The sequence below is a fragment of the Arthrobacter sp. FW305-BF8 genome, from assembly GCF_021789315.1.
In the GTDB taxonomy this organism is placed as follows: Bacteria; Actinomycetota; Actinomycetes; order Actinomycetales; family Micrococcaceae; genus Arthrobacter.
In genome coordinates this window covers 3871396-3898105 of record NZ_CP084561.1, presented here as the reverse complement: position 1 = coordinate 3898105, position 26710 = coordinate 3871396, and the positions used below count along the sequence as shown (strand labels likewise).

Here is a 26710-nt window from a genome sequence, read left to right as displayed (position 1 = left end):
TCAGCTGCTACCCAGTTGGGTGAGTTGGGTCAGCGGCGGGTGAGGAGGCCGCGCACCAGGGTGAGGCCCTGGCCCAGGTTGATCGACGGCAGGTACGCCCGGGTGATGGCGTTGGCGATCGCGGGCAGGGCAGCCGCGTCCGGAAACAGCAGGTACATGGGCTCGTAGTCCGGCTTGAACTTCGCCTTGAACGCCAGCAGGGACCTGAACCCGTACACCGGTTCCAGTGCGGCGCCGAGCCAGTCGAGCATCCGGTCCAGGGCTCCGTTCGCGTCGGTCCCGCCTCCAACGGACGAAGCAGGCACCCGTGCCAGCGGCGCCCCGGACAGGCTCATGAATTCGCAGCCCTCGTCCTGCAGGCCCAGCGCGGCCGACGCGATGAGGAAGTCGATGCTCGCCCGGAAGCCGTCACCGCGCCTCCGCATGAAGTCCAGTGTCCAGCCCACCACGTATCCATTGCGGTACACCGGCAGCCACGACGCCACCGCGTGCACGGTGCGGTCGGCATCGATCGCCAGCAGGCAGCGGACCTCGGGGTCATCCAATTCGTCCAGGCTGCCCAGCGTGAAACCCATCTCCGGGACCTTCTTGTCCGCCACCCACTCCTCGGAAATCGCCTCAATCTGCGCCTGGACAGCAAGAGGCGCCTGGGCAAACGACGTCCACTCCGCGCGGATGCCTGCCTTCGCCGCCCGGTTCAGCGCCGTGCGGATGTCCTGGAACTTCTTGCCCCGGAAGGACACCTCGTCCAGCCGCAGCACAGTTTCCTGCGCCACCTGCACCGAGCCCCAGCCCAGCGATCCGGCCATGCCGCGGAGCTCGTCGGACACGAAGTAAAAGCACGGCGTCCACCCGCTGAATTGGCAGTGACGGGCGAACTCCGCGAACGCGGCTTCGCGGTCGGCCGGCGGACCCACGGGCGGTCCGAGCGCCACGGCCACCCCGCTGAGCACGCGGTACGCGATGAAGCTCGAACCGGTGAACCAGTAGCTGTTCCCGCTCCACGTGGTCATCCAGGAGAGCGAGCCGCCGCCGTGCGACTTGAGGATGCGCCGGGCCCGCTCCTCGTCCGCGCTGTGCCGCCCGTGCGCCGGACGCAGGAACGTCCGGAGCAGCAGTGCCCCGGTCCACGCCCAGAATACGACGCCGATGCTTTCGTAAAGGACGACGGCGGCGGTGCTTTCAGGGAAGAACGCCGGTGAGCGGTCCACCAGGAAGCCGAGGGGAAGGAACCTGTCCGGGACGTCGGCGAGAAGCTGGGGCAGGCCGGGCGCGGGCGTGAAACCGTCCGCCAAAGCCAGGCCCAGGCCCACATAGGCGAGGCTCAGCAGAACCAGGGCAACCAGCACACGGCGCGCCAGCCGCAGGTACGTTCCGCGCGGAGCCTGCACCGGGAACAGGTTCCGGCCGGCCAGCAGAAGCACCATCAGGGAGACGGGCAGGAGCATCGGCAGCACCAGGCTGAGCGGGTGGGAATAGCCCGAGAGCTCGATCCCGCCCACTCCCTCGCGGGTGGGTGAACCCGGAGGCGGCGGCAGGAGCACACCGGCAATGGTGACGGCGGCCAGCAGCGAAAGCGTTGCCTGGATTAGGAACGCGCCCGCCCAGGCGAACCGGCGCCCGCGCCGCAGTCCGTCCGCGAACAGGAGCAGCAGGAACGACGGCAGGATGGCCATGAAGATTCCGCCGGCCCCCGCCCGCAGCTGCAGCTGGGCGGCGGCGCAGTCCCTAACGCCGGCCGGGCGGGAACAGGAGGCCTGGAGCGCGGCGGGATCCACTGGCTGGATGTTGGTGAACAGGAACCTGAGCACAGAAAGAGGTCCGACTGCGTGCGGCGCCAGTCCTGCCACCACCGGTCCGACTGCCGCTACCGTCAGGAGCAGTGCCACCAGGATCCGGGCCTCGTGGCGGGAGACGGCGGGCTTGCCGAAGCGCGGCCGGCGGCCCAGCAGCACCGGGCCCAGCAGCCCTCCTGCCGCGGCTGCCCCGAGCCGGACCAGGTCCTCGAAGCCGCCCGCATACATCGCGAACAGCAGCAGCACGGCGAGGAGAACCACGCGGATCCGGCGCCGCCACAGGGTGGACAGAGAAGCCGTCGCAGCCATCGCGGCCGCGCAGGCCAGTGCGCTTGGGCCCATGAAGAAGTGCCCGCTCAGGTCGCGGATCCAGCTCCCCATCAGGCCGCGGGCGGCGGCGAGGAACCCGAGCGTCGCGACGATTCCCAGCACGTGCCCGCCCAGCGCGGCCAAAGTGAAGGGCAACGTGCCGAGGCGGCGTTCCAGCGCCAGCCCGGCAAGAAGCACCAGGAGTGTGCCCACGACGTACCCGGCCAGGTCCCGCTCCCAGAACGCGGCGAGAAGCAGAGCCCACCAGTGATCCGGGATCGAGCGCGACGTGACAGCAACGTGCGGCAGCAGGAACGGCGGCGGACCGGAGCGGATGCTGGCGGATAAAACACCTGGGGCCCAGAAGAGGAGAACGAAAATGAGGGTGGCGGGGGAGCCGCGCAGCGCCCGGGTCCACCCCGCTGGGGTCCGGTGGCCGGAGGGCACACGTCGTCCCTGGTCCGGCTGCCGCATGGGTGGAGGGCTCCTTTCAAAGGGCTACTCGATTCTTCCACACACCGCTGCCCCACTGACCAGCAGTTAGGGCCGCTGACGGGGTCGTCAGTGCCGTACCTTTACCGAAAAGGGCCGCTTCGAAGCCTCCTTAGCGGCCCTTTGTGGCAAATCGACGAGCTGCAAAACCCGGACAGTGCGCGGGAAGAGCGTAAAGAATGAGCCAGCGGATGCCGATCCCTGCGCTCCCGGCCGGGTCTGTCCCGCCGGCTGATCCGGTTCGTTGGAGGCAGGACAGGAAGGCTGTGGTTGTCGGGGCTGGCATTGCGGGTCTCGTTGCGGCCCGCCAGCTCGGTTTGGCCGGCTGGGACGTCGAGCTTCTCGAGAAATCGTCCGGTTCGCGCCCCGATGGCTACATGATGGACTTCTTTGGTCCGGGAGTGGAGGCGTCGGAAAGGATCGGACTCTACCCGCGGCTCGCAGCGGTGGCATACCACGTCGAGGCAGCCGAGTATGTCGATGCAACGGGACGCCCCACATCCAGCCTCGACTACGACCGGTTCGCCCGGCTTGCCGGCGGGAAGGTCCTGAGCCTGCTGCGCCCTGATATGGAGCGAGCAGCCCTCGCCGCCCTCGACGATGTGGCTCCGGGCCGGGTGCTGGTCCGCTACGGGGCGCAGGTTTCCCGGGTATGGACGGATGGCGACGGCGTGAGGGTCGCCGTCGGAGATCCGCCGGGCGGCACGCTCGACGCGGACGTGCTCGTCGGCGCCGACGGCATCCATTCCGCGGTGCGTGCCCGGGTGTTCGGTCCCGAGGAGGAGTTCCTTCGCCGTCTGGGCATGCGTGCTGCGGCCTTTATCGTGACCGAACCGCTCCTGAATGCCCGCTTCCGGAACCGGTTCGTTCTTACCGACAGCATCGACCGGGCAGCCGGGCTCTACAGTCTCCGCTCGGACAAGGTAGCGGCCTTCATGGTCTACCGGGATGCCGCAGGCGCGACAGGGTATTTTCCGTCCGGGAGTCCGCGGGAGCGGCTGCGCGGCGAGTTCGCCGGACTTGGCGAGGGGATCGACCGTGTCCTGGAACTGTGCCCCGAGCACCCGTACGACGATGTCGTCGCGCAGATTATCATGCCAGGCTGGCAGAAGGGGCGGACGGTTCTTGTGGGGGACGCCTGCGGGGCCGTGTCCCTCCTCGCGGGCCAGGGCGGCTCACTCGCCATCGCAGGTGCTGCGCTGCTGGGGGACGTCCTGGCACCCGTGGCCTCACCTGAAGGGATCAGTTCAGCCCTCGCTGAATTCGAACGGCGCTGGAGACCCGTGGTGGAGGAAGCGAAGGCCGCCGGGAGGCGCACTGCATCATCGTTCCTCCCCGAAACCGGTCACAGCGGCTCCTGCGCCGGTGGATCATTCGGGCCACCCATCTGCCTGGAATCGACCGGCTGGTGGCCCGCCAGATCGTGGGCAGGATCGCAAAGTAAGCCCCGACCGACATCCGCACGAGTGCCCGTTCCGTTTCCCTCGTGCCGTTGCCTTTACCGCCGCCACGTGCGCTTTGGCGGCTGGAAGCGAACTGACTCTGTACGAAGGCAAGTCGATGCCTAAAAGTGATACATGTGTGATCGCCTGGTGGGAAAGCCGAAGCTAGGCTGATAAGAAGCTGTCTAGCAGAAAGTGGTGATGGCCGCGCTGGGTTGGTCTGTGATTGGGCTGCTTCGCTGCCTCGTTGCGCTGCGAAGCGCTTTCGTGTGGGTACTCTTGGTGCTTCTCCTCGCCGGGGCCGCCTCTTACACCCACGGCAGCCGCTACGCCATCGTTGGACAAAGCCCCTTTCAAACCGTGGCCGCCCAGTCAGCCGGCACGGGATGGGTTGAGACTGTGGCGCGCCCGGCGGCTGACTTGCCCCTCCCGGGTGGCGCGCCGGCGTCGGCTTCCCAGGCTGTCCGCGCTGTCCAGCAGGCGGGCCAGGTCGTTGACCCCGAGTCGGTGGAGCGGGACTGCTGCGGACGCCGGCACGCTCCTCGCGGCGAACCGGCCCCGCTCAGGACACGGGCGGTGGACCCGCCCTCCCTGCTCCAGTGGCTGCCCGGCGACGCGGGTCTTTCCCGCGGTGTACCGCAGGGGCCGGATCTTCCCGCCCTCACCGTGCTTCAGCTTTCCATCAGCAGGACATAAAAACGGCTCGGCGTTCTTAGACACCTCCGCCTGCTGTTTTGACCTGGAAAAGAGAATCCAATGACACACGCACAATCCATGCTGGATACCTACCCTCAGGACCTTGGAAGTATCGATAAGGCCAAACTCGCGGAATGCATCGAGGCGTGCTTTGACTGCGCGCAGACCTGCACCGCTTGCGCCGACGCCTGCCTCAGTGAGGACATGGTTGCAGAGCTCACTAAGTGCATTCGCACCAACCTTGACTGCGTCGACATTTGCGCGGCCACCGGAAAGATTCTGTCCCGCCGCACCGGTTACGACGCCAACGTCACCCGTGCAGTGTTGGAGGCCTGCCGCACCGCATGCAAGGCCTGCGCTGATGAATGCGGACAGCACGCCTCGATGCACCGCCACTGCGAGGTGTGCGCTGACGTCTGCCGGCGCTGTGAGCAGGCCTGCGCCGACCTCCTTGCCTCACTGGCTGAAGTGAGCCGGTAATGGCACAACAGCTAGGGGGAGCAGCACGCCAGAGGCTTTTAGTCGATCCGCAGCTGCGGAGGATGCTGGCCACACACGTTCACTGCGGAGAGGCGATGCAGTTGGTCATCGCAGACCAGGCGCTACCTGGTGGATCGCAGGACCGGAAGAACGACGGCGCCCTGCTCACCTACCGGTGCGCCTGCGGATTCAGTTTCGATCAGAGGCAGGACTGACACTGCCGTCTACCAAAGCAGAAGGCCGGGGGTGCCTGCCGGATTCGGAAGCACATCGGGAACAAGCGCCACCGCGGATTCGTTGAATACGGGACACCCTGGGAAACGAGGAATGGATCATGACCGCTGATTACGATGAACTGCGCACCGACGTCAAGGAAACGCAGGATAAGTCCCTTGAAGCACTAAAGTCCGCCAACGCCCCTGATGCACTCAGTGTGGTTCGGGAACTCGACGCACCCGACGATGCTGACGCTCTCGGCGTTCCCGGCGGCGAAATAGTCGCTGAGGAACTCAGCGTTCAGATCGTCCCCCAGGCCGCGGACGAGTTTACCTGCCACTCCTGCTTCCTGGTCCGTCACCGCTCCCAATTGGCGCGGGAACACGACGGGCACCAATACTGTCAGGAATGCGAAGGCTAGACGACGATTTGAGCTAAAAAGCGCGCTTAGCCGTTCGCCGTTCCAGGACCAAACCAGGAGACCGCACCGGCAAAACGCACCTGCCCTCTGAGTCGCCAGAGCCGTGGGTATTGCGGCTCTTCCCTGGCGGGTTGCCCCGGACGTAGGCTGTGGATTGGAGAGCCGGGAAGCCTGGTCGGCCCGCGGGGCGTCGTGCCCGCGGGCCGACGCCCTGGCAGCCGCCTCGGTCGTTGTTGCTGGACCGAGGGAACGGGCTCCGCCATGACTTCAGCAGCAGATCCGGTCATTGACGCCACACGGCTCGTGAAGACTTTCGGCACGCCGACCGCCGATCTGACCAGGGTCACCAGCGGATGGGTTTCGCTGTTCTCGCCCATCGGGTGGGGCCAACGCTCCAGGCCCTTCTCTGCCGCTGACCCCGCGCCGCTGCTGGTCCTGGCCGCAGCGGCCACCGCCCTGGCCGTTGCCGTCATGGTGCTCCGAAATCGCAGGGATCTGGGCGCCAGCCTGCTGCCCGAACGTGCAGGCCCGGAGCGAGCCGGCGCGGGTGGTGCCTCCTTCCTGGGCCTGGCGTGGCGCCAACAGCAGCCCACCCTGATCGGCTGGTGCCTCTTCGCAGCCCTGCTCGATGGCATCGCCGGGAGCCTCGGGCCCGTGGTCAGTGACGTGATCGGCGGCAATGACTCACTCCGGGAGCTGATCCTTCGCCTCGTCCCGGGGACCCGGGCAGAGATCATCGATGTGTTCACCGCTGCCCTGCTGGGCATCGCCGGTGTCCTGGCCGCTGCCGCCGGCATCCAGGCCATGCTGCGGCTCCGCACAGAGGAAGCCGAGGGCAGGGCCGAACTCCTCCTGGCCACGCCCCGCTCCCGGGCCCGGTGGCTTGGCGCGAACCTGATCCTCGCCGCGGCCTCTGCCACGGTCGTGGCCGCCGTCGCCGGGACCGCGGCCACCGCCGGCCTCACCCTCTCCGGCGTGGGCAACGGCCCGCCCGGCCTGCTGATCGGCTCCGCGTTGGCGCACGTCCCGGCCGCCGCCGTCTTCGTCGCGGCAACGGCGGTGGCCTTCGCCGCGGTGCCCAGGGTGAGTATTCCGTTGGGGTGGGCCATGTTGGCCGGCGGCCTGGTCCTGGGTCAGTTCGGTGAGCTGCTGCGCCTGCCTGCCTGGCTGCAGGATGTTAGCCCGTTCCGGCACTCCGCGGCGATGCCTGTCGAGCCGTTCGACCCCGAAGCTGCCCTGACCCTGACCACCATTGCCCTCGCCGGAGCAGGGATCGCTGCCTACCTGTTCCGGCGCCGCGACCTCACTCCGTGATACCGAACGCTTGGACAGGTGCTGCTCGCTGTGCGGCTGGTGCTTTACGGGACCGACGTCGGCCACGGCGTCGGACGGGTACCGTACTTCCTGCTTCCGTCGGGCGGGGGCCCGGTCCTCGTCAGTGCGCTGCTGCCAGGGCCGCGGGAAGCTCGGTCAGGGCTGTGACTATGAATTCAGGAGCTTCAAAGTAGTCCGGGTAGCTACCCCCGGTCCTGTTCAGCCACGCTGTCCGGAGCCCGGCACGGGTGGCGCCGTGGATGTCCCACGGATGCACGGCGACCAGCAGCATGCCGGCCGGATCAGCCCCGGAGGCGGCGGCGGCGTATTCGTAGGAGGCCCGGGCAGGCTTCCAGGCGGGCGCGTCTTCGACCGAAAGCAGCGACTCAAACACCTCCCGGATCCCTGCGGCCTTGAACAGCTTCTCTGCGATCTGGGTTGAGCCGTTGGTGAGTGTAATCAGCCGGAACCCTGCAGCCCCCAGGGCGCTGATCCCCTCGGGAACATCCGGATGTACCCCGAGGCCGTTCATGCCGCCCATGACATGCTCGACCGCCCCGTCGAGAGGGCGGTTAAGCTCCACCCCGGTCAGAAGTCCCCGGAGCGCGTCGGCTCCGATGGCGGCGAAGGATCCGTTGTCTCCGCTGGCCGTCAGTGCGAAGCCGTCACGCAGCAGCGTAGCGAACCAGAGTTTGGCCAGGTCAGCTGGCGCTCCGATTTCCCTGAAGCGTTCCCCCATGGGCGACATATCCGACAGGGTTTCGTTCACATCAAAGACAATGACAGAGATGGCGGTGCTCATTGATTCTCCTTGTGGTCGCGTGTACGTCTCCAGTGCAAGTCTGCCGCCTTCCCGGACAGAACTGCGCCAGGGCAGCGCCGTATTCTCCGTCGCCCAGGACGGTCACGTTCTGGAAATCACCGCTGTCATGGCAGGGCATAGGTCGACCCGGACGGCGGGGTAGTTCGGCGTGAGACTACATTTCGCCGAGCTCGAAGATCTCCAGGGTGAACTTTCCGTTGCCGTCGGACAGGAATGGATGGCCGTCGGCCAGTGCCTTGGCCCCCGCGAGGCTTTCTGCTTTCACGATCGAGTAGCCGATTCATAAGGCGTGGCGCACCGGCTTCCGCCTTCCCCGCCGGTGTGAATCAAACCGGGCAGGGATTCCTCGAGGCCGGCCGTGTCGTGCGCGTACGCACGGTGGTCAGGCAGCCTCCAGGATCTGTTTCAGCTTGGCGAGGTCTTTCTGCATCGCGCGGCGCATCGTCGGTGCCATGACGAGCTTCATTACCGCGGAGAATCCAGCGGGCTTGCCGGTGTTGCGCAGTGCCATGCGGGTAGAGGAGTGGTCAGCGTCCGCCCAGGTGTAGGTGGTCTGCATGGGGAACGGGCCCTGCGCTGTCTGCATGACCAGCCTCTTGCCCGGGTCCAGCTCGGTGAATTCGTACACGTAGTCCAGGTTCCGGCCCAGGAAGTGAGCCCGGAAAGCCAGCCGGGATCCGACCCTCAGTGGCGGCGCGGATTCCCAATTGACCGCCTTGATGTTGGTATACCACTCGGGAGCGTTCTCAGGGTCCGAAGCATAGCTGGCGACAACCTCGCGCGGCCGGTGGATGACAATCTCTGTCAGTACGTCAACCATTGTCTTTTCCTTCTGCCAGCGGAGCATCAGATGCCGGCCACCTCGCGGCCGGTGAATGCGACGAGACGCTCCATGCTCGCCGCCGACTCATCGACCAGCGTCTCTTCGGCGAAGCTGGCCCCCCGCATCTGGGGACTGATGGTGTTCCGGGCGAGGCCCAGCACGTAGTCCGAGAGGACCGGCGAGACCGCGAGTTCTTGCCCGGTGGCCTTGGCAAAGTCCCAGGCGTGCACCAGCAGTTCCAGGTTCAGGATGCTTGCGACCAGCGTCGCGGGGAGCTCCGCGAAGCCCATGTCCAGGCTTCCTTCCAGGCCGCGGACACGGAACGCTTCCAGAGTGATCTGCGAGGCCTCGGCGATCCGGACTTCTGGCGACGCCGTCGGCCGGGCAGGAACGGTAGTGCCAAGAGCCTTGCCGATCGATGCAATCGAGCCGAAGAGATGGCCCAGCAGACCGTCAACGGTGAAGTCCTCGCAGGGTGTGCGGGCGTCCATGTCCGAGTCCTTGAGTCCCTGCAGGACGCGTTGGGCCACGGCGAGGGAGGCTTCGGCGCTGGCGAGTTCGTCGATGGGGTCCGGGGCTGCCGACCACTCGTCGGGGCCGGCATCGCCGCTCGTGGCCAAAAGTACCAGGCGCCCCAGGAAGTGGTTCCAGCCCTCAGCATGGCCAGTTTCCTGCTCCGCTGTCAGCCCTTCGTGGATCAGTTGGACGGTCGTTCCGCCGTCGACTGCTTCCAGGTTCACGGTCACGGTAGAGGCGCCCGGCGGCAACTGGTCGTCACCTTCCCAGCCCCACGTGTAGACGATGCGTTTTCCGGGCTCGATTTCCGTGAAGGTGCCTCTTGCGGCATGGCCCGGAGTGATGGTCCAGCGGTAGTCTCCACCGACGCGGAGGTCGACCCTGGCCGCCACGGTTTTCCAGCGGCGGAGCCTCTCGGGCTCTGTGATGAGTGCGAAGGCCGCATCCGGATCGACCGGAAGGAAGACAGTTTTGTTAAATGACATCAGATTTTCCCTTGCGATGTTGGTGGGCGGAGCCGGCTGGCGTCAGCCACCAGCAGATCCAGTTCATTGGTCCAGAAAGCGTCAAATTCTTCGCGCAGCCGGACCATTCCTGCTGCGTCCAGGCTGTAGTACCTGTTCCTGCCGTCCTTCCGGGCCGATACCAGCCCCACTTCGGACAGCAGCAACAGATGCTGGGAAATAGCCGACCGGCTGACCGAGAAATGTCCGGACAGCTCCGTCACCGTCCGCTCTCCCTCCGCAAGGAGCCGAAGGAGTGCCCGCCTGTTTGGCTCCGCGGCAACTTCCAGAAGATCAGGCACAATAAATACGTTAGTCATCGCTAACGTATTGTGCAAGCGGTCGTCCCCGACTCTCTTGTAAACGGGCACCAGAACGCTAGCGCCCGTCCGGGTACGGAGCCGTGGCAAGCGGAAAAGGCAAGCATCTGGAAGGCCTGCTGGTAGGCGGCCGTGCTAATCAGCCTGACCAACAGCACTGTCCGCCGCTGGGCAGGCGCCTGAAACCCAAGGAATGCCTGCAGCAATGGCGCGGACGAAGGAGCCTTTCCGCCGGGCCCGGAATGCATGGGGGACATTGCGGGCCCGGCGCCTAAACCTGCCATCATTTGCCCCGCGATAGCCGGCCTCTGCTAGTGAGACAACTCTGTCCCGCCTCCCTTGGGGAAAGCTGGGGCTACCTTGGGGACCCGCTTGGACGGTCGCCGAACGTGACGCTTCTCCCGGCATGGCCAGCCCAGGGGCGGCCAGCACAGGGGCCAGGTAAGCCGGGAACTACCCGCCCCACACCGAGAATGAGCCGGAGTGCCCGGCGATCACGCTCTGGTAGATGACAAAGAGCCCGGCGAGCACGCCCAGCGTAAGGGCCGCGATGCGGGCGGGACGGGAGCGCTGGAGCCCGGCCAGCGCCGGGACCCGCTCGGCCAAGGGCGCGAAGGTGACGGCGAGCATCAGCACCACTACAAAGAAGAAGACGACGGCGGCGATCTTCAGGATGTCGCCCTGCTGGGCATGGGCCTGGATGGCGTCGGTGGCGCCCCGGGTCTCCTCCAGCTGCTCACCGGCCTGCGCGGTGATGAGCGCCATCGGGGCAAGGATCAGTGCCAGCACGCCCAGCGGCCACGCGAGATATCGGCGGGTCCGGCCAGCCAGACCGTAGATGACGGCGCCTAGGCCGGCGAGCGGCCCGAAGACGACGACGCCGTGGACCAGGAGAATGTGGGCCGGAAGGCCGCCGATCAGCATATTGGAAGCTCCTTGCACGTCAGAGGGGCGCAGGTGCCTTGAATCTAGCATCGGGGGAGCCGATGGCCTATGGGGCGGAGCCAACCGGATCACCGGCACGGCGGGCGGCAACAGACCGGATGCCCAGCCCCGCCGTTGCGATGGCCAGGGCCAGCAGGACTGTGGGAAGTGCCCCGCCTGCGGGTCCAAGTGTGGCGGCCAGAATCTGCCTGCTCATCAGCAGCATCTCCTGCAGGTCGCCCGCCGCGACGCGCGTGCCGAGGACGTAGCTGACAGAGGTGAACAGGGCTGGAACCACCCACAACAGCGCCAGGTCTGCGAGCCAGACGACACCCCGCCGCGCAGGACGAAGGCCGCACCACGCCAGGGCGCAGCCGACGATGAGCGCCGGGACCCAGCGCGCCGCCGACGGCACCGCGGCGGGGAGGTTGGTCTGCCCAACAAAGCCGACAAGCCACAGCACAGCCCATGACGTGAACGGCACCGCCACCAGCCCGGCGCCGAGCGCAGCCAGGGCACGTGGATTCGAACGGAAGAGCAGGAACGCCACGAGGCCCGCAGTGATCGACGCGACAGTGCCCGCCAGCAGGCCGGCGAAGTAAATCCTCGCCAGCGTCCCGCCCGTCAGGCCGCCGTCGAGCACCATGAATGACTGTGCGGCCGCCGTGATCTGTACCGCAAGGACGCCGGATGCGGCGCACCACGCCACCAGACGCCGCTGGGCGGGCTGCCAGATGCGCAGGGCGAGTCCGGCCACCGCACCGCCCGCGGTGAGGAGGGCCACCAGGGTAGTGAGTTTGTATTGGCTCAGCGGCAGCAGCGAGACCGGCATCTGATCCGGAAGGACCTCGGCGCCCCACAAGTTCTGGAGCGGGAGCCGTGCCCCGGTGATCAGCCAGGGTGCCAAACCCAGCAGTCCAGCCAGGATTCCGAGCAGCGACCCCAGTGCGGCGTCCTTGGCCGGAGTCCGCTTCGCCTGGTGAGGGGGAAGTCCATGGTCGGTCAGTTCATCGGGCAGACTCACTGCGGCTCCTTGCGTGCATGGGTGGTCGGGGGGCGCACGCAAACAGAGCGGGCAGCTAGATAGTACACCGAATGGATTAAGTTATCTTCTGGAAAAAGTTCACAAACGGGTGATGTTTTTCGGAATTTCCCGGAGGGTTCAAGCGTTCCTTGGATAACGCCACAGGCGTACCGCGCCAGGGGCGTAAGGGAGAGGACGAGGCGATGAAAAACATCGGCAACTTTGGACCCCGGAACGTCGCTGCGGACGCAACGGCCCCACACCCCTGGAGCCGGTATGTGGCAATCGGAGATTCGTTTACCGAGGGCGTCGGCGATCCCGAGGAACGCTGCGCCGGAGGGCTCCGGGGTTGGGCGGACCGGGTGGCAGAGGAGCTCAGTGCGGAGCGGAAAGACTTTGCCTACGCCAATCTGGCCATCCGCGGCCTGCTTTTGGACCAGATTCTTGACCAGCAGACGGAACCGGCAATGGAGCTGAAGCCTGATCTGATCACGCTGTCGGCCGGCGGGAACGACATGGTGTTCCACCGCACCGACCCGGACAAGCTGGCGGCCAAGCTGGAAGCCGGAGTTGAACGGCTGAGTGACACCGGTGCCACCATTATGCTGTTCGCCGGGCCGGACTGGCGGCGCACGCCCATCCTGGGGCGCAGCCGCTCCCGGATAGCCATCTTCAACGAGAACATCCGGATCGTCGCTGCCGCGCATGACTGTCTGCTGGTGGACCTGTGGACGCTGCCCGGTCTCAGGGATCCGCGGATGTGGGACCCGGACCGGCTGCACTTCTCGCCGCTGGGCCACCACACCATCGCCATGCATGTGCTGGACACCCTGCAGGTGCAGCATTCGCTGCAGCCGCTGGAGCCAAAGGCCCTGCCGCACAGCAATTGGCGCGATGCCAGGGCCGGGGACCTGGCCTGGGCCCGCACCTACTTCCTGCCGTGGGCTTGGCAGCGCATCACGCCGCCGCGCATTCCCCTGCCGGGTGTCCACGACCATCCGGCGCCCGCGCCCCTGCTGCCGAAGCGGCCGGTGTTCGCCCCGGTTTATGCTGTGCGGACCGTTGCGGTGAAGGCCGTGGCTGAGTTCCTGGCGTAGCGCCCGGAAACCGGGCGACGGCATGGGTGAGCGTAAGACGGCGGCGGCTGGCCGGCCGCCGTCGTGCCCGTCCGACGGCCCGGCCTACGGCGTCCCGACGACGATATCCGCGCCCGCGTCGCCCGCTGTGGCGGTGATCCAGTCGATCACGTCCCGCCGGTCCGTGCGGTAGGAAAAGTTCGTTCCCTTGCAGTAGCGGCTGTGGTTGAACGAGGTGATGCCGGCGATGGTGTTGGACGCCGCCGTGCCGTAGAACAGCGGCCCGCCAGAGTCGGCGGTGCAGGTGGCGCCGAGGCCCTTCCCGTTGCCGTTGGTCTGGACGTTGTAGCCGTCGGCGCTCGCGCTGGTGAGGTTCGTCAGCTTGGACGTGGCCATGAGCCGTTCGCGGAATGAGGTGTCGGAAACCGGGTTGACCTCCGAGATTCCGTAGCCGCTCACGGTGAAGGTTGTTTCCTGCTGCCCGCGCCTGGTGGCCAGCGTGTCCAGGGTCTCCGGTGCCGCGAGGTGCGCGTATTCTTCGAGCGCGATGGGCTGCTCCAGGATCACCAGGCCGACGTCCTTGGTTTCCGGTACCTCGGCCATGCTGGTGTAGCCGTAGTTGTGCAGTTCCTCCGACTCAGCGCACTGGCTTCCCCGCGTTCCCTCGGCGCAGAGGCCCGGGTAGCCGGTGTCCGGATCCGTTCCCGTCTCAGGGCTCCAGTCCACGCCGGCGTCCTGCTGGAAGTAGACCCGTGCCGCGGAAACACCGGCGGTGCAGTGGCCTGCTGTTAGGAACACGGTGGGCGTCAGCAGGGAGCCCGAACACCTGTGGTGGAACTCGCCGTTGGGACCGTAGAAGACAACCAGCCCCACGAAGGGGTGCTCGGTGTCCTTGGCGTAGTCACCGGTGACCGCGCCGGCCGGGACGGCCGTGGTCAGGGCCAGCACCGTAGCAGCGGCCAGCACGACGGCGGCACCGCCGCGGGCGCGTAGTTTCTTCCAAATGCGCATACAAGCCCCAGCTTCCTCATGCACGGACAGCCGGCAGCGCACGTCGGAGCACGCGGCAGGCGCCAAACAGTGTAGTCACCGCCGAATGTGGCGGTGACTTAAGGTACCACCCGGGGGCGGGTACCGCGGCGCGTGCAGGACCGGCGCCGGCGAACTCGGCTAGGGCTATTTTCCGGGCGCCGCAGGCCATAGGCTCCAGCCATGTCATCAGTCATCGTTTGCAGCGGCCCCCACGACGGCCACGTTTCGCCCATGCTCGGAGTGGCACGCCGCCTGATTGACCGCGGCCACCGGGTGCGGTTTCTCACCGGCCCCGCGTATGAGGATGCAGTAAAGGCCATCGGGGCTGAGTTTCTCCCGCTGGGACCGGGCGCCGAATACGCGACCGAATCCAGCGCGGCCACCGGCGTCCAGGCGATCCGCGAGGGCATCCAGGGGCTGGTGATTGAGCCTGCCCGCGGCCAGTACCTGCCGCTGGCAGCGGCGGTCGCGGCCGAGCCGACGGACGCGGTCCTGGCGGAGGTCACCTTCGTGGGCGCCGCCACGCTGTCCAGGCTTCCGCGGAACAAGCGGCCACCTATCATCGCCTGCGGCATCCTGCCCTTGACGCTGTCCAGCCGGGACTGCGCCCCCTACGGCTCCGGGCTGGCGCCGGGCAAGGGGCCGGGTGCCCGCCTGAGGAACCAGGCAATGAACTGGCTGGTCTCCAATGTGGTGCTGAAGGACAGCCAGCGGCGGGTGGACGCCCTGACCCGCGAGCTGGTGGGCGTGGGGCTGGACGGGCTGTTCATTCTGGACTGGGCCCGCCGGACCGAACTCGTCGCCCAGTTCACGGTGGAGGAATTCGAGTATCCGCGCTCGGATGCGCCGGGCAACCTGCGCTTTTTCGGCCCGATGTCCCGGCATGCCGCCTCCGCCTCCGTGACGCCGAAGCCGGACTGGTGGGGCGAGCTCGATGGCTCCCGGCCCGTGGTTTACGTGACGCAGGGGACCGTCTCCAACGAGGACTTCACGGCCCTGGCCGGTCCCACGCTGGAGGGGCTTGCCGGGGAGGACGTGACCGTCGTCGTCAGCACTGGCCGCCGCCCGCTCGACGCGCTGCCGCCGCTCCCAGCCAATGCCTGCGCCGCCGAGTTCCTCCCGGACGCTGAGCTCCTGCCTAAGGTGGACGTCTACGTCACGAACGGCGGCTACGGCGGCCTCCACTACGCGATGGAAAACGGGGTGCCCATCGTGGTGGCGGGGGACACGGAGGACAAACCCGAGGGTGCCGCCCGGGTGGCCTGGGCCGGCGTCGGAATTAACCTCAAGACGGGCCGGCCGAAGCCGGAGGCCATCCGCGACGCCGTGCGGAAGGTTCTGGGGGACGGCCGGTACCGGGCCGGAAGCCAGCGGATCGGGGCGGCGATTGCGGCTTCCCCCGGCGTGGACGGGCTGATCGACCAGATGGAAGCGATGCTGCGGGTGGGCGAGCCGGAACAGCGCCAGCCAGACGCCTAGACAACCCGTGTGGTTCGCGGGCTGCTAGCGGGCAGGCGGGCGTAAATAGGCGATTACCCTGTTCCGGTCAGTTCCTCTCGGCATTATCCTTTTTCCTATGAGTTCAAGCGAACAATCGCTCGACTCAGGGGCGCCGGGGGGCACGAAGTCGAGGGGAGTGCGTAACCCCGCCGTATGGGGTTTGGCCGGGGTTCTGGCTGGGTCTGTGGTCAGCGGAGGTTTCTCTCTAGTGACCGCCCAGATGGCTTTCCAAGCCAGCGAAAATTCAGCGAACAGGGCCCAACAGTCAAGCGAGCGAAGCATTGAGGAAGAAAACAAACGAGCTCGGGATCAATTTACAAGGGATCAGCGCGTAGTCGCTTACAAGCAATACCTGACGGATTCCAGGTTGTTTGAGGACGCACAACTGGATTACCTCAACGCGCTGTCGCAACCGACGGTCTACGACGTAAATACCTACCTGAACAGCTTGGAAACGACAAATAGGCAGTTCGTTAATTCGGCGTGGGGCATGGAGTTCTTCTCCCCGAAGAAACTTAAAGAGGCTGCCAGTGCGCTTACGCAAGAGCTGTACGAGAGGTATCTGATGTTAAGAAGCTACGACCAATCGAGTGCTCAGCTCCAGGCGCTCTATGAGCGCGTAGACCGTCTCGGACGGCCGAAGATTGTCGAACTACGCCAAAAGTTCGCAGATTCCGCTAGCGAAGTATTGTCGTCCTGAGTTGTCCGCCGTGTTGTGGCACGGTAAGTCTCGCCAGGCGATGCCGCAGCCCTAGTCCGATGCTTCGGAAGAGCGGACACTTCGCGGTGGTCGCCATCCCTCCTGTGTTCTGATTGCCTGTTGGATGCGCAAGGTGATGTCACGCAGCTGGCGTCTTTGGGCAGCTGTTAGCGGGTCGAGGACCAACCTTCTGACGGTGTCGACATGACCCGGAGTTGCCTCATCGAGCACCTCGAGGCCGGCGTCGGTCAGACTTGCCCGGGTGGATCTGCCGTCTTTGGGGTCCTGGGAGCGCTGAACCCAGCCTCGGCTCTGCAGCCGTGACACCGCGCGGGACAGTCGTGAGAGCGAGCTGTTGGCGAAGCCGGCCAGATCACTCATGCGAAGTGTCCGGTCAGGTGTGCCAGCCAATGCGAACAAGATGCCGTACTCGAAGTGCGTGAGGTCAAAACCGTGCACCAACGGCGCATCGAGCGCGGGCGGCAACCACTCCAGAACCGTAGCCAGTCCCGCCCAGGTCTCAAGGTCATCCCCATCAAGAACGTCCGGAGGGCGGGTATTAGTCATACGACCAGAGTACGAGATCCAGACGGGTTTCGCCGCTCATTCAGTTGCTTGGGCAAGCATTTGCCCCTAGTGTTTTGTTTCCCAAGCAAGTAATAGGTGAGGTATGCAGATCATGGAAATGCAGTTAGCGACCAAGCGGGCCTTCGTCAGTGGCTCCACCAAGGGCATTGGCTACTCCATTGCGAAGGCGCTTCTCCGAGAGGGAGTGTCTGTCATTATCAACGGGCGCGTTGAGAGTCGGGTCGAGAGTGCGGTGCGGAAACTGAGGTCAGAGGTGCCCGGCGCGATCGTCGCAGGCATTGCTGCTGACTTCCGCGAGCCCGCCGAGGTACAGCATCTGGTGGGTTCGCTCGATGGCATCGACATCCTCGTGAACAATGTCGGACTCTTCGAAGTGAAACCCTTCGGGGAAATTTCTGATGATGACTGGGGGCGCTACTTCGACGTCAACGTCATGAGTGGTGTGCGGCTGTCGCGTGCAATCCTTCCCAAGATGATCGACGCTGGATGGGGCCGGATCATTTTCATCGGCAGCGAGTCTGGAGTGAACATCCCTGCCGACATGACGCACTACGGCGTCACCAAGGCGGGACTGCTCGCCTTGAGCAACGGTCTTGCCAAACTCACCCGTGGTACTGGCGTTACGGTAAACACGATCCTCGGCGGACCTACCTATTCAGACGGTGTGGCCGAAACAATCGAGCAAATCGCCGAGACGCAGCAGCTCACGGCAAGTGAGCTCAAAGCGGCCATCATCGGCGGAAATCAGACTTCGCTCCTTGAGCGGTTCATAGAGCCTGAAGAAATCGCGAACCTGGCCGTCTTCCTTGCAAGTCCACTGTCATCCGCGACAAACGGGACTGCCGTGCGTGCCGATGGAGGCGTGCTCACCTCGATGCTCTGAAGCCCGTGAGAGACTGAGGAAAAGCTCGAAGCTCAGAGACAGCGCGAGGAGTCAACGCAAGGCCACGTCACCAGCCCGGGACCGCCTGAGTGACCGCGCAGACCCGCAAGCAGCCTGACGTTGGCCAGCACCGGACGTTCCGATGCCGGCCAAGAGCCAGACAGGGACAGTTCAGAGCTTGGCCAGCAGCGCCTGCATTTCCTGGATTTCGGCCTCCTGCGCGGTGACGATGGCCTTGCTGAGGCTTACGGCGTCGGGGTTCTTCCCGCCGGCAGTTTCGGTTTTGGCCATCATGACGGCGCCCTGGTGGTGACCGATCATCTGTGTCAGGAAGAGCTTTGCCGCCTCGTTACCTTGGGCGGCGTCGAGTTTCTTCATGTCCGAGTCGCTCATCATCCCGGCCATGCCGCCGGTGCCGTGAGTGGACATGTCGTGCCCGGTGGGCGCTTTTGTGGGTTCGTTCCAGCCGGTGAGCCACCCGGTCATCGTTTCGATTTCCGGTCCTTGGGCGGCCTTGATCTTGGTGGCCAGGGCGGCCACTTCTGCGGGGATGTCCTGCTTGGCCAGCATCATGTCGCTCATCTTCACCGCCTGGGCGTGGTGGGGGATCATCATCTGGGCGAACATGACGTCGGCGGCGTTGTGCCCAGCGGTGGCAGCGGCGGAGCTGCTGGCCGGCGCAGAGCTAGAGCCGCTTTCGGTGCCGGTTGTTGAGGCGCCGGTGGAGCCGGGCCCTGTTCCGGTGGAGCATCCGGTCAGGGCAAAGGTCGCGGCGAGGGCAGTGGCGGAGAGGGTCAGAAACTTCTTGGTCATGAAAATCAGGTCCTTCAAAAAAATCGTCTGGGTGCGTCTCCAGAAGGGAGGCGCGTGCGCATGGATAGGCCGAAGGGCCTCTGTGGGCAGGCCCGCGGCTGGTGCCGAAGAGAGGCTCCGGCGGGGTTCCTTTTGCCGCCTGCTTTTTACGTCCGGCTGATGCAGAGAGCCCCCGGTGAAGGACCTCCGGGAAGATAGGAATAGCTGCCGGCCGCGGATCCGGGCGCGGTCGTGCCGGGGACGGCGCCGAACACGCTGGTTCCTGGCAGCGGGGCGGCCAGGGAACCGCTCTTCGCTGACGGCGTGCAGGATACGGTCATGGTCTGGATGCCGGTACAGCAGCTGCCGCAGCACCGGTCCACGGAACCCATGCCGTGGTCAGCGGCTTCCTGAACTGCGTGCAAGCCGGACGCCGGGTGGGGGTGGCTTTCAGCTGGCCCCTCCGTATGGAGTGCCAGCAGTCCTCCAGGTGTCCGCGCGCTCATGGCCGTCATGGAGTGTATCGAATGGTTGCCGGTGATCACATGCATGCCCAGAATGCCGGCGACAACCGCCAGGACCGCGGTCAGTTCGCCGGCCCAAAGGAACGCCCTCATGAGGCGCTTTAGGGGTGCGGGCATGACGTCGTTCCTCCTTCCGCGGCGGATTCCGGGGTCATTTTTAAGACTAGCGGCCCTGTCCTGCGGGAGCCCCTTGCTGACGCACAATGTTCCTGGGTTCAACGAACTCGGGACGGATTCAGTTTCACCCGTCGCAGCAGCTGGGCGTTCAGGGCGACGACAATCGTGGAGGCTGACATCAGCACGGCTCCGGCGGCGGGGGACAAGACGACACCGGCGAAGGCCAGGACCCCGGCGGCCAGCGGCACGGCGAGCACGTTGTAGCCGGTGGCCCAGACCAGGTTCTGCCACATCTTCCGGTAGCTGGCCCGGGACAGGTCCACCATGGACAGGACCGCCCGCGGATCGTTGCCGGCCAGCACCACCCCTGCGGATTCCATTGCGACGTCGGTGCCGGCACCGATTGCGATGCCGACCTCGGCGCGGGCCAGTGCCGGTGAGTCGTTCACGCCGTCCCCCACCATGGCGACCTTCAGCCCGCGGGCCTGGAGCTCGGCGACCTTCTTATCCTTGTCGGCGGGCAGGACTTCGGCGAAGACCTCGTCAATGTCCAGCTCGGCGGCCACGGACTGGGCGACCTGCCGGGCGTCGCCGGTGACCATGGCCACCCTGATGCCACGGCTCTGCAGGGCGGCCACGGCCTGGCGCGATTCGTCACGGACGGCGTCCTCCACGCTCACCGCACCGAGAATCCGGTCGCCGTCGATGACGTGCAGCACGGAGGCGCCGCGGTCCATCCAGCCCCGCGTGGAGACTGCCAGCTTCGCCGGCTCGGTGGTTCCGGATTCCCGAAGCAGTGCCGGTCCGCCCACCGCCAGCGTCCTGCCCTCAACGGTTGCGCGGACACCTCGGCCCGTCATGGACGTGAAGCCGGTGGCACGGGGAATCCGGAGTCCCTGATGCTGTGCTGCGCGGACGATCGCCTGGGCAACGGGGTGTTCGCTGTCGGACTCGACAGCTGCCGCCAGTGCCAGGAGTTCGTCCCGGCTCGTACCTTCCACCGCGCTTGCGTCCTTGAGCTCGGGTTCGCCTTTGGTCAGGGTACCGGTCTTGTCGAACAGGACGACGTCGATGGTCCGCATCCGCTCCAGGGCCATTCGGTTCTTGATCAGCACCCCGGCGCGGGCGGCCTGCTCGGTGGAGATGGCGATGACCACGGGAATGGCCAGGCCCAGGGCATGGGGGCAGGCGATCACCAGCACGGTGACGGTGCGGGTCACGGCATCGGGAACGCTGCCCAGGAGTGTCCAAGTGATGAAGGTGATGATTCCGGCGGCGGCGGCGAAGAAGAACAGGAAGGCCGCGGCGCGGTCGGCCAGGGCCTGTGCCCGGGACGAGGAGGCCTGGGCCTCGGCGACCAGGCGCTGAATACCGGCCAGTGCGGTATCGTCCCCGACGGCGGTGACCCGGACCCGTACTGTGTTGTCCGTTGCGACCGTCCCGGCGACAACAGGGTCACCGGCGGAACGGGTTAAGGTCTTCGACTCGCCGGTGATCATTGATTCGTCGAATTCGGCGGTACCGTCGGTCACGGTGCCGTCGGCGGGCATCCTGGCGCCGGAGCGGACCAGGACCAGGTCACCGGCGCGGAGCTCGGCGACGCTGACGGTTTCGGTGCCCACATCGGTAATGCGTTCGGCCACGTCGGGAAGCAGTGCCGCCAAGGCATCCAGGGCGCCCTGCGCCGAGCCCAGGGCGCGCATTTCGATCCAATGGCCCAGCAGCATGATGGCCACCAGCAGGGCCAGCTCCCACCAGAAGTCCAGATCGAAGCCCCCGATGCCCAGGCTCGTCACCCAGGAGGCAACGAAGGCAACGCTGATGGCCATCCCGATCAGCAGCATCATCCCGGGCTGCCGGGCCTTCATCTCCTTCAGCCCGCCCATCAGGAAGGGCATCCCGCCGTAGACGAAGATGGCCGTGCCCAGAACGGGCGGGATCCACGCCGTCCCGGGGAATTCGGGCGGCATGTAGCCGAGGAGGTGGGCGAACATCGGGCTGAAGTACACCACCGGAACCGCCAGCGCCAGTGTCAGCCAGAACCGGTTCTTGAACATCGCCGTGCTGTGCCCGGCATGCTGGCCCTGGGTATGGACCATGTGGTCGTCGTGGGTGTCGTGACCCACGCTTGCTCCTGTTGCGGCTGGTACCGGAACGTCCGGTGCGCCGTGTTCCGCGTGTTCAGCCGTTGCCTTCGGAGCTAAGGGGGTCAACGGCAGGCCAAGGGGCTTATTCGGTTCACGCATGTCAGTTCAATTCCATGAAGACGGATGGGTGCGCTGGGGTTGAACGGCTGTGACGGGGAGGGAGGCCCCTGGACATACCACTTCACTGACAACACGCCAAATATACCCCCAGGGGGTATATGCGTCAAGGGTCGGTTTGGCTGTTGTTCTGGGGCGGCTGCTCCTCGACAAGAGGCAGGCTCAGTTGTTTGGCATGGAAGTCGAAGTGGAGAGCCGTGTGCTGGCGTTCAGGAGACGGGCGAACGCTTTCCCGGGCGGGGGAGGCAGGTGGCCCAAGATTCTCACCAGGGGGAGGAGGGCCAGGACCACCATGTAGCCGAAGACCATGTGGAAGAGGAGTTCTTCGTTGGTCCAGCGGGTTCCCGAGCTCCGCCGTCGCAGATCCTCATCGCGGGCGACCGCCAACGTGTCGCCCAGTGTTGCGCAGGCGCGTCTGTAGTCGCTGATGATCTGTTCGCGGCCGTCGTTGTCCGTCACCTGTGCCCCTTCGCGATGCAAGTCCGCAACCTGTGCCTTGTTCTTCATACGCTCTCACGTTGGCTGTCCGGCTGCAGTAGGAACCGGCGGCAAATCCAGGCCGCCCGGCTCCCGTCCGGACGCGGAGCGACCGCTTCCCGTGAGAAGCTGTGCGAAGCATCAGATGCTCACAGGGGGAAACATGCTTGGAATTGTGGCAGCCGTGCTTATGTTCGCGGTGCCGGCGATACTCATCGCCACGATGCTGTACTGGATCATCCGCCTAGGGGTGAAGCACGGCCTCAGGTCGTATGACGCCGAAAAGCTCGAAGCCCAGAGACAGCGCGAGGAGTCAACGCAATGGACAACGCGGACCTGACCGGCGCCGGCGGACTGAAGCACCTGCAGCACCCGCGGTTCGCCCGCGCCTATGCGCGCGCCGTCGAGGAAATGAACCGCCGCGGGGCCACGGAACACCGCCGCCGGATGCTGGCCGGCCTGCACGGGACGGTAATCGAGATCGGCGCGGGGGACGGATCCGCCTTTGCGCTCTACCCGCCGGCAGTCACACACGTTTTAGCGCTGGAGCCCGACGACTACCTCAGAAGCCTCGCCCTGAACCGTGCCGAGACCGCCCCCGTCAAAGTGACGGTGGTACCGGCGGCAGCCGAGCGGATCCCGGCCGACGACGGCAGTGCGGATGCCGTCGTCGCCAGCCTTGTGCTGTGCAGCGTTGCGGACCCGGCGGCCGTCCTCGCCGAAATCCGACGCGTCCTGCGCCCCGGCGGCACCCTGGCCTACTACGAACACGTCCGCTCTGACCGCCTTGTCCTGGCCGCCGTCGAGGATCTGCTGACGCCGGCATGGCAGCGCCTGGCCGGAGGGTGCCACCCCAACCGGGACACCCTTGGCGCCATCACCGCGGCCGGGTTCACCATCCGGGACAACCAGCGGTTCGGCTTCGCCGTCCAGTCTCTGACCCCGCCCGTGGCGCACATCCTCGGCCATGCCACCAGCCCGGGACCGCGTGGCTGACCGCCCGCGGTCGCGCAAAGCAGTCGGACGGCCCACGCATCGCGGCGCACAGCGGCCCCCTGCCGGATAACCGGCAGGGGGCCGCTGTGCTTGTTCGGATCTGGGTGGTTAGTAAGGGATCAGAAGATGTTCTTCATAATGTTCCAGCCTCCGCCGATCTTCTTCCTGAGCTGGAGTTGTCCGTCGCCCCTGCCCGGGTAGAGCCACAAGGTGCCGGCCGTGTCCCGGGCGATCACGTCGGCCTTGCCGTCGCCGTTGGCGTCGCCGGCACCGGCGATGGCGTTCATGATGTTCCAGCCTCCGCCGATCCTCGTCCTCGCCGCGTGGCGGCCATTGCCGTCTCCGGGGTAGAACCACAGGGTGCCGGCCTTGTCGCGGGCCACCAGGTCCGCCTTGCCGTCGCCGTTGGCGTCACCGGCACCGGCGATGGCGTTCATGATGTTCCAGCCGCCGCCGATCTTCTTCCTCGTCGGGTAGTTGCCCTTGCCGTTGCCGGGGTAGAGCCACAGGGTGCCGGCCTTGTCGCGGGCCACCACATCCGCCTTTCCGTCGCCGCTAAAGTCTCCGGCAGCCACGATGCTGGTCATGATGTTCCAGCCCGATCCGATGAGTTTCCTGACAGCGAACCGGCCGGTGCCGTTGCCCACGTAGTGCCATAGCTTGCCGGCCTTGTCGCGGGCCACCAGGTCCGTCTTGCCGTCGCCGTCGTTGTCACCGGCGCTGGCCACGCTGGTCATGATGTTCCAGCCGGACGCGACGTGCTTCCGGGGTGCGAAGCCCCCCTTGCCGTCGCCTACGGACAGCCACATCTTGCCGGAGGCGTCAGTTGCGAGGAAGTCGGCCTTTGAATCGCCCGTAAAGTCGCGGCGGATGGAGTCCCCGTTTGAGGTGCCTGGCGTCTCACCACCTGGCGTCTCACCACCTGGCGTCTCACCACCTGGCGTCTCGCCGCCGGGGGTTTCGCCGCCACCGGTTCCTTCGGCAGCGGTCCAGCTGCCGACGCCGCTGGCATTGCCGGCGGCATCGATCGCGAGGGCCCGCAGGGTCTGGCCAGCTGCGAGTTGCACCGGTGCCGAGTAGCGGGTGCTGTCGGCCGTGGGCTCCGTGCCATCCGTGGTGAAGAAGATCGACGCGGTCTCATTGGCCGACAGTGTTACTGCCGTATCCGCCGGGACCTCGCTACCCTCAACGTTGGCGGTGAGAACCGGTGCCGTCTTGTCCACGGTGAACGTCTCCGTCGTCACTTCGGAGGCGATTCCAAAGGCCACCGCGATGAACTTCAGAGTGGTAGCGCCCTCAGTGGTGATGGGAATCGGTCCCGTGTACAGCGTGCTGGCCGTCGTCGGGTCCGTGCCGTCGGTGGTGAAGAAGATTTGCGCGTTCCCCGGAGTGGCCGTCAGCGCCACGAGCTGGTCGGTGGCGAACACGCCGCCGGCCGTGGTTGCCGTGGGGGCGGGCGTCACGGGTGCGGTCGCACCCGTCTTCCGGCCCTGGACCACGAACTGGTCGGTCTCGCCGAGGACCTCCGGGTCGTCCAGGACGTCACCCCCGGCTGAAACAATCTTCTCGATCTTGAAGAAATTGGTGTCGTACGGGCTGCCGGTCACGGCGTGCGGCGTGGCGCCGTCGCCGAGGTAGCCTTCAGGCGCACCTTCGGTCCAGCGAAGGAACGGCCCGATCTTGGTCTCCAGCATCCCGGAGAAGTCGCCGGTGGCGTTCAGGGCGCCCAGGTCTTCGGTGTAGCTGATGTTGCCGTCGATGTCCGCGGTCAGCTCCACGACGCCGTACGGGTGCGTGAACCGGTAGGTGGCGCCGGGTTCGAAGACGGCGTCACCGGTGACGCGGACCCGGCCGAAGCCGATCTGCGCCTTGTCCTGTACGGCGTCCGCACCGAAGGCCGCCTCCGAGGCCAGAGTCAGCCGGATGTCCTCGGCGCCCACCGTTATTTCCGCGTCGGACGAGAACCAGAACGCCTCGCCGGGGAAGTTGTCCGGAAAGGATGACGGCTGCGCCGGGTCGGGCAGGACATCCACCACCGGGCAAAGCGGGTCATCCAGGCACAGGTCCAACTGGACCGGGTCCTGGCCTTCCCAGCCGTTGTCCTTCAGCCACAGGGGGAAACCGTGCTCGCCAAGCGGGCCGACCTCCGAGAGGTTGCGGACCTTGAACGGGAACGAACGTACCTCGCCCGCGGTGCCGGTGGCCGGGTCGATGGCGACTGCCCGGACGGTGGTGGACATGGCCAGAGGCATCGGACCGGTGTACTCACGGGTGGAGCCAGCAGGTTCGCCTTCCTCCGTCAGGCCCGGGGCCGTACCGTCCGTCGTGTAGTAGATGTCCGGCGCGACGGACGGGTCGTTCGTGGTCCCCGTGAAGGTTACCGTCTGCGGCCCGGCAAGGGGACCTGCGGCCGCGTCCGGACTGGCCTCGAGCCAGGGCCGGGTAGCGTCGAGTTCGTATTCTTCGGTGTAGACGGCGGTGGCCTTCTCGTTGTTCTCGGGGTCCACTGCCATGTACTTCAGGGTTGTCAGGCCCGGTGTGGCCAGCTCGACGGCGGCTGCCGCGGCCAGGTCGCCCGCGGCAGGAACGAACTCCGTGCCGTTGACGGTGCCGTCTTCGTTGAAGCCTGGATTGGTGCCGTCCGTCGTGTAGATGATCTTCGCCTTGTCCGGCAGGGACGCCTGGATCCTGACCGTCTGCTTGGAGTTATAGACGCCCCCGGGCTTGTCCACCCCGGCTTTCAGCGTGGCGATTTTGCCCTGCACGGCGAAAAGATCCGTCCGCGCACTCCCGGCGCTGCCGGCCGCGTCAGCCGGGACCGAGACCTGGAAGTAGTCCGTGTTGTTAGGGCTTCCCACGACCTTGTGCTCGACGTTCGGATCACCGATGAACCCTTCTGGTGCCGCCGGTGCCACGGCCGGGTCCCAGCGCAGGAAGGGGCCGAGGCGTCCGTTCGAGGGCTCGTCCCAGGTACATGGTTGCTGCATGCATCCGATGTCCTCGGTGTAGCGGATCCGGCCTCTATCATCAGCGGTCAGGACCTCGACCCCGTACGGGTGGGTGAAGGTGTACTGCTTGCCCGGTACGCCGTCGTCCAGCCGCAGCCGCAGCCGGGCAAATCCGTTCTGCTGTCCTTGGGCCACTTCCCCGACGCCGGAGAATGCCGCTTCCTGGGCCATAATCAGCCGCGCGGATTCCCCGCCTGGCATTGTCAGCGATGTTTCGCCCGACCACCAGAAGGATTCTTCCGGAAAGTTCCCGGGAATTGCCAGCGGCTGGGTTGGATCGTAGTCGATGCCGATAACCGGGCAGTCCTGGGCATCAATACACAGTTCCAGCCGAACGGGGTCCAGCCCCTTGGCTTCATCTCCGCCGTCTGCGTACCAGTACGGATAGCCGTTGGCCGGGTCGAGCGGGCCCACGCCAGCGGGACCCGCGGGTAGGGCCGCCGGCAGAATTCCCGCCATCGCCGCCTGCGACAGTCCCGAACCGCCGGCCGGCAGTGCCGCGACGGCCGGCGGCAGGGCGCTCAGCCCTGACAGCATGACGGCGCCTACAACTGCCGCCCCCAGTGCGCGGCGGCGTCGTGCCACGCGGTTTTTAGACCGCATGCTTTTGTCTTGATGCTCAACTCTCATGTTGTGCCCCCCTGTTGGCATATG

At 66.2% G+C, this 26710-nt stretch carries 25 protein-coding genes; 11 read left to right on the top strand and 14 right to left on the bottom strand.

Features of this window, described 5'->3' with window-relative positions; all coding sequences use genetic code 11:
- Positions 1–29 precede the first annotated feature (29 nt).
- Complete coding sequence (locus LFT45_RS17590) at positions 30–2579, bottom strand: bifunctional lysylphosphatidylglycerol flippase/synthetase MprF (protein WP_236804885.1); 2550 nt, start codon at positions 2577–2579, stop codon at positions 30–32.
- Positions 2580–2863: 284 nt separating this feature from the next.
- Here LFT45_RS17590 and LFT45_RS17585 point away from each other — a divergent pair, with 284 nt between their 5' ends.
- From LFT45_RS17585 to LFT45_RS17565, 5 genes are all read left to right on the top strand, one after another.
- Positions 2864–4165, top strand: coding sequence for an FAD-dependent monooxygenase (locus LFT45_RS17585; protein WP_236804884.1), 1302 nt, complete (start codon positions 2864–2866; stop codon positions 4163–4165).
- A 75-nt stretch (positions 4166–4240) separates the two neighbouring features.
- Entirely contained in the window at positions 4241–4735 is a 495-nt protein-coding gene (locus tag LFT45_RS17580; RefSeq protein ID WP_236804883.1) for a hypothetical protein, read from the top strand.
- A gap of 60 nt (positions 4736–4795) precedes the next feature.
- The gene (locus LFT45_RS17575) at positions 4796–5215 is read left to right on the top strand and encodes a four-helix bundle copper-binding protein (protein WP_236804882.1); all 420 of its coding nucleotides are present in this window, start codon (positions 4796–4798) and stop codon (positions 5213–5215) included.
- Positions 5216–5549: 334 nt separating this feature from the next.
- Positions 5550–5852, top strand: coding sequence for a DUF4193 domain-containing protein (locus LFT45_RS17570; protein WP_236804881.1), 303 nt, complete (start codon positions 5550–5552; stop codon positions 5850–5852).
- 261 nt (positions 5853–6113) lie between these two features.
- A complete protein-coding gene (locus tag LFT45_RS17565; protein ID WP_236804880.1) occupies positions 6114–7166 on the top strand; it encodes an ABC transporter permease subunit in 1053 nt (350 codons plus the stop codon).
- Positions 7167–7287: 121 nt separating this feature from the next.
- Here LFT45_RS17565 and LFT45_RS17560 read toward each other — a convergent pair whose 3' ends face one another.
- The 6 genes from LFT45_RS17560 to LFT45_RS17535 all read right to left on the bottom strand — a co-directional run bounded on the left by LFT45_RS17560 (position 7288) and on the right by LFT45_RS17535 (position 12099).
- Positions 7288–7968 (bottom strand): haloacid dehalogenase type II, encoded by a 681-nt coding sequence (locus LFT45_RS17560; RefSeq protein ID WP_236804879.1) that lies wholly within the window; start codon positions 7966–7968, stop codon positions 7288–7290.
- Positions 7969–8371: 403 nt separating this feature from the next.
- Positions 8372–8809: an SRPBCC family protein gene (locus LFT45_RS17555; protein ID WP_236804878.1), complete on the bottom strand. Its 438-nt coding sequence runs from the start codon at positions 8807–8809 to the stop codon at positions 8372–8374.
- Positions 8810–8835: 26 nt separating this feature from the next.
- On the bottom strand, positions 8836–9813 hold the full coding sequence (locus LFT45_RS17550; protein ID WP_236804877.1) for a TIGR03086 family metal-binding protein: 978 nt from the start codon (positions 9811–9813) through the stop codon (positions 8836–8838).
- Positions 9813–10151 (bottom strand): ArsR/SmtB family transcription factor, encoded by a 339-nt coding sequence (locus tag LFT45_RS17545; protein WP_236804876.1) that lies wholly within the window; start codon positions 10149–10151, stop codon positions 9813–9815. The genes LFT45_RS17550 and LFT45_RS17545 overlap by 1 nt, the downstream gene beginning before the upstream one ends.
- A 453-nt stretch (positions 10152–10604) precedes the next feature.
- Positions 10605–11075 carry a hypothetical protein gene (locus tag LFT45_RS17540; protein ID WP_236804875.1) on the bottom strand — a complete coding sequence of 157 codons (471 nt, stop codon included), beginning with the start codon at positions 11073–11075 and terminating at the stop codon, positions 10605–10607.
- 67 nt (positions 11076–11142) lie between these two features.
- Complete coding sequence (locus tag LFT45_RS17535; RefSeq protein WP_236804874.1) at positions 11143–12099, bottom strand: hypothetical protein; 957 nt, start codon at positions 12097–12099, stop codon at positions 11143–11145.
- A gap of 278 nt (positions 12100–12377) precedes the next feature.
- Here LFT45_RS17535 and LFT45_RS17530 point away from each other — a divergent pair, with 278 nt between their 5' ends.
- The gene (locus tag LFT45_RS17530) at positions 12378–13196 is read left to right on the top strand and encodes an SGNH/GDSL hydrolase family protein (protein WP_336885585.1); all 819 of its coding nucleotides are present in this window, start codon (positions 12378–12380) and stop codon (positions 13194–13196) included.
- Between the two features lie 84 nt (positions 13197–13280).
- Here the strand turns inward: LFT45_RS17530 and LFT45_RS17525 are convergent, their stop codons facing one another.
- Positions 13281–14186 (bottom strand): trypsin-like serine protease, encoded by a 906-nt coding sequence (locus LFT45_RS17525; protein ID WP_236804872.1) that lies wholly within the window; start codon positions 14184–14186, stop codon positions 13281–13283.
- Between the two features lie 201 nt (positions 14187–14387).
- Between LFT45_RS17525 and LFT45_RS17520 the strand changes: the two genes are divergently transcribed.
- Together LFT45_RS17520 and LFT45_RS17515 are read left to right on the top strand one after the other, a co-directional pair.
- Complete coding sequence (locus tag LFT45_RS17520; protein WP_236804871.1) at positions 14388–15686, top strand: glycosyltransferase; 1299 nt, start codon at positions 14388–14390, stop codon at positions 15684–15686.
- Positions 15687–15915: 229 nt separating this feature from the next.
- Positions 15916–16407 carry a hypothetical protein gene (locus LFT45_RS17515; RefSeq protein ID WP_236804870.1) on the top strand — a complete coding sequence of 164 codons (492 nt, stop codon included), beginning with the start codon at positions 15916–15918 and terminating at the stop codon, positions 16405–16407.
- Positions 16408–16458: 51 nt separating this feature from the next.
- On the opposite strand, the gene LFT45_RS17510 is transcribed toward LFT45_RS17515, so the two are convergent.
- The gene (locus tag LFT45_RS17510; RefSeq protein ID WP_236804869.1) at positions 16459–16974 is read right to left on the bottom strand and encodes a MarR family winged helix-turn-helix transcriptional regulator; all 516 of its coding nucleotides are present in this window, start codon (positions 16972–16974) and stop codon (positions 16459–16461) included.
- Positions 16975–17077: 103 nt separating this feature from the next.
- Here LFT45_RS17510 and LFT45_RS17505 point away from each other — a divergent pair, with 103 nt between their 5' ends.
- On the top strand, positions 17078–17878 hold the full coding sequence (locus tag LFT45_RS17505; protein WP_236804868.1) for an SDR family NAD(P)-dependent oxidoreductase: 801 nt from the start codon (positions 17078–17080) through the stop codon (positions 17876–17878).
- Between the two features lie 171 nt (positions 17879–18049).
- Here LFT45_RS17505 and LFT45_RS17500 read toward each other — a convergent pair whose 3' ends face one another.
- The 4 genes from LFT45_RS17500 to LFT45_RS17485 form a co-directional block, all read right to left on the bottom strand.
- On the bottom strand, positions 18050–18691 hold the full coding sequence (locus LFT45_RS17500; protein WP_236804867.1) for a DUF305 domain-containing protein: 642 nt from the start codon (positions 18689–18691) through the stop codon (positions 18050–18052).
- A 146-nt stretch (positions 18692–18837) separates the two neighbouring features.
- Positions 18838–19311 (bottom strand): hypothetical protein, encoded by a 474-nt coding sequence (locus tag LFT45_RS17495; RefSeq protein ID WP_236804866.1) that lies wholly within the window; start codon positions 19309–19311, stop codon positions 18838–18840.
- A gap of 98 nt (positions 19312–19409) precedes the next feature.
- Positions 19410–21557: a heavy metal translocating P-type ATPase gene (locus LFT45_RS17490; protein WP_442863570.1), complete on the bottom strand. Its 2148-nt coding sequence runs from the start codon at positions 21555–21557 to the stop codon at positions 19410–19412.
- Positions 21558–21737: 180 nt separating this feature from the next.
- Entirely contained in the window at positions 21738–22034 is a 297-nt protein-coding gene (locus LFT45_RS17485) for a hypothetical protein (RefSeq protein WP_336885584.1), read from the bottom strand.
- Positions 22035–22215: 181 nt separating this feature from the next.
- Between LFT45_RS17485 and LFT45_RS17480 the strand changes: the two genes are divergently transcribed.
- Both LFT45_RS17480 and LFT45_RS17475 read left to right on the top strand, forming a co-directional pair.
- On the top strand, positions 22216–22392 hold the full coding sequence (locus LFT45_RS17480; RefSeq protein ID WP_236804865.1) for a hypothetical protein: 177 nt from the start codon (positions 22216–22218) through the stop codon (positions 22390–22392).
- Positions 22374–23048: a class I SAM-dependent methyltransferase gene (locus LFT45_RS17475; RefSeq protein ID WP_236804864.1), complete on the top strand. Its 675-nt coding sequence runs from the start codon at positions 22374–22376 to the stop codon at positions 23046–23048. The genes LFT45_RS17480 and LFT45_RS17475 overlap by 19 nt, the downstream gene beginning before the upstream one ends.
- A gap of 119 nt (positions 23049–23167) precedes the next feature.
- On the opposite strand, the gene LFT45_RS17470 is transcribed toward LFT45_RS17475, so the two are convergent.
- Positions 23168–26659 carry a chitobiase/beta-hexosaminidase C-terminal domain-containing protein gene (locus tag LFT45_RS17470; protein WP_236804863.1) on the bottom strand — a complete coding sequence of 1164 codons (3492 nt, stop codon included), beginning with the start codon at positions 26657–26659 and terminating at the stop codon, positions 23168–23170.
- Between the last annotated feature and the right edge of the window lie 51 nt (positions 26660–26710).